This is a genomic window from Streptomyces recifensis (genome assembly GCF_002154615.1).
In the GTDB taxonomy this organism is placed as follows: Bacteria; Actinomycetota; Actinomycetes; order Streptomycetales; family Streptomycetaceae; genus Streptomyces; species Streptomyces griseoluteus.
This window is the reverse complement of the sequence record NZ_MUNH01000248.1, coordinates 1-2,602: the sequence shown is the minus strand read 5'-3', so window position 1 is coordinate 2,602 and position 2,602 is coordinate 1. Positions and strand designations below refer to the sequence as shown.

Genomic DNA, 2,602 nt, shown 5'->3' with positions numbered 1-2,602 from the left:
CCTGGAGGCCGCCCGGCAGGTTTCCGAGGACCACCACCGGGCCCTCCTCCACGCGCTCCGCGCCGCCGGGATCACCCCCTGACCGGCACCCCGCTCACCCGCAGGGGTGTGAAACGGGACCGAATCAGCGGGTTGGCGACGATGGTCTTGGCAAGGGCGTCCAAGAGGCTTACTTTCGTCCCTCTACGGCCCGTTTCTACGGGCGTAGAGGCTCGGACGCCGCGTCGAAGGAGCAGCTCATGGCCAACGTCGTACGTGCCGCACTGGTTCAGGCCACCTGGACCGGCGACACCGAGTCCATGATCGAGAAGCACGAGGAGTACGCCCGTGAGGCCGCGCGGCAGGGCGCGAAGATCATCGGGTTCCAGGAGGTCTTCAACGCTCCCTACTTCTGCCAGGTGCAGGAGCCGGAGCACTACCGCTGGGCGGAGCCGGTGCCGGACGGCCCGTCCGTGACCCGGATGCGGGAGCTGGCCCGCGAGACCGGCATGGTGATCGTCGTCCCGGTCTTCGAGGTCGACGGCTCCGGGTTCTACTACAACACCGCCGCCGTGATCGACGCGGACGGCGGCTACCTCGGCAAGTACCGCAAGCACCACATCCCCCAGGTCAAGGGCTTCTGGGAGAAGTACTACTTCAAACCCGGCAACCTCGGCTGGCCCGTCTTCGACACGGCTGTCGGCAAGGTCGGCGTCTACATCTGCTACGACCGCCACTTCCCCGAGGGCTGGCGTCAACTGGGACTCAACGGAGCCCAGCTGGTCTACAACCCGTCCGCCACCCACCGCGGGCTCTCCGCCCACCTCTGGCAGCTGGAGCAGCCCGCCGCGGCCGTCGCCAACGAGTACTTCGTCGCCGCCATCAACCGGGTCGGCCAGGAGGAGTACGGTGACAACGACTTCTACGGCACGTCGTACTTCGTCGACCCGCGCGGCCGGTTCGTCGGCGAGGTCGGGGACGACAAGACCGACGAACTCCTCGTCCGCGACCTGGACTTCGACCTCATCGACGAGGTCCGGCAGCAGTGGGCGTTCTACCGCGACCGCCGCCCCGACGCCTACGAGGGGCTGGTGAACCCGTGAACGACCTGTACGCCCGTCACCGGGGCGTCATGCCCGACTGGCTCGCGCTCTACTACGACGACCCGCTGGAGATCACCCACGGCGAGGGCCGGTACGTCTGGGACGCCCAGGGCAACCGCTACCTGGACTTCTTCGGCGGCATCCTCACCACGATGACCGCGCACGCACTGCCCGAGGTCACCAAGGCGGTGACCGAGCAGGCCGGGCGGATCATCCACTCCTCGACCCTCTACCTCAACCGCCCGATGGTCGAACTGGCCGAGCGCGTCGCCATGGTGAGCGGCATCCCGGACGCGCGGGTCTTCTTCACCACCTCCGGCACCGAGGCCAACGACACGGCCATGCTGCTCGCCACCACCTACCGCCAGGGCAACACGGTCGTGGCGATGCGCAACAGCTACCACGGCCGGTCCTTCGGCGCGGTCGGCATCACCGGCAACCGCACCTGGTCCCCGACCTCCCTCTCCCCGCTCCAGACCCTGTACGTGCACGGAGGTGTCCGCACCCGCGGCCCGTACGCCGGCCTGGACGACCGCGCCTTCATCGACGCCTGCGTGGCCGACCTGCGCGACCTCCTCGGCCAGACCCGGCCCCCGGCCGCCCTGATCGCCGAGCCCATCCAGGGCGTCGGCGGCTTCACCTCCCCGCCGGACGGTCTGTACGCGGCGTTCCGCCAAGTCCTCGACGAGCACGGCATCCTGTGGATCTCCGACGAGGTCCAGACCGGCTGGGGCCGTACCGGCGAGCACTTCTGGGGCTGGCAGGCGCACGACCAGAGCGGCCCGCCGGACATCGTCACCTTCGCCAAGGGGATCGGCAACGGCATGTCCATCGGCGGGGTGATCGCCCGCGCCGAGATCATGAACTGCATCGACGCCAACAGCATCTCCACCTTCGGCGGCACCCAGATCACCATGGCCGCCGGACTGGCCAACCTCGGCTACCACCTCGAGCACGACCTCCAGGGCAACGCCCGCCGGGTCGGCGGCCTGCTCATCGAGCTGCTGCGCGGAGTCACCGCCGGGCTGCCCGGCGTCCGCGAGGTGCGCGGGCGGGGGCTGATGATCGGCATCGAGCTGGTGAAGCCGGGCACCGACGAGGCCGACCCGGCCGCGGCCGCCGCCGTCCTGGAGACCGCCCGCCGCAACGGCCTGCTCATCGGCAAGGGCGGCGGCCACGACACCAGCGCCCTGCGCATCGCCCCGCCGCTGACGCTCACCGTCGCGGAGGCCGAGGAAGGCGCGGCGATCCTCGAGAACGCGCTGAGGAGCACGTACTAGAGACGGGGTACAGCGGATGACCACGACCTCGGGTTCCCGGCACACGTCCTGGCGGCCGGAGGAACCGGCCCTGTCCGTCCGGCAGGTGCTCACGCTGGAGNNGGCCGCCGACGTGGGCGTGATGCTCACCGGCGGCGAGATGGTGCTCACCACCGGGGTGCTGCTCGCCGGGGACGAGGCCAAGCAGGCCGCGTACGTCCAGTCGCTGCACCGGGCGGAGGCCGCCGCCGTCGTCCTCGG

General features: G+C 70.2%; 3 protein-coding genes. All 3 read left to right on the top strand.

Translation table 11 applies throughout. The annotated features are described in order from the left end of the window. The first annotated feature begins 239 nt into the window (after positions 1 to 239). Positions 240 to 1,082 (top strand): nitrilase-related carbon-nitrogen hydrolase, encoded by an 843-nt coding sequence (locus tag CCN33_RS15130; protein WP_086694146.1) that lies wholly within the window; start codon positions 240 to 242, stop codon positions 1,080 to 1,082. Further along, complete coding sequence (locus tag CCN33_RS15125; protein ID WP_086694145.1) at positions 1,079 to 2,362, top strand: aspartate aminotransferase family protein; 1,284 nt, start codon at positions 1,079 to 1,081, stop codon at positions 2,360 to 2,362. Before CCN33_RS15130 ends, CCN33_RS15125 begins: the two co-directional genes overlap by 4 nt. A gap of 16 nt (positions 2,363 to 2,378) precedes the next feature. After that, positions 2,379 to 2,602: PucR family transcriptional regulator ligand-binding domain-containing protein (locus CCN33_RS15120; protein ID WP_208621761.1), on the top strand; the 224-nt coding region annotated here is incomplete at its 3' end.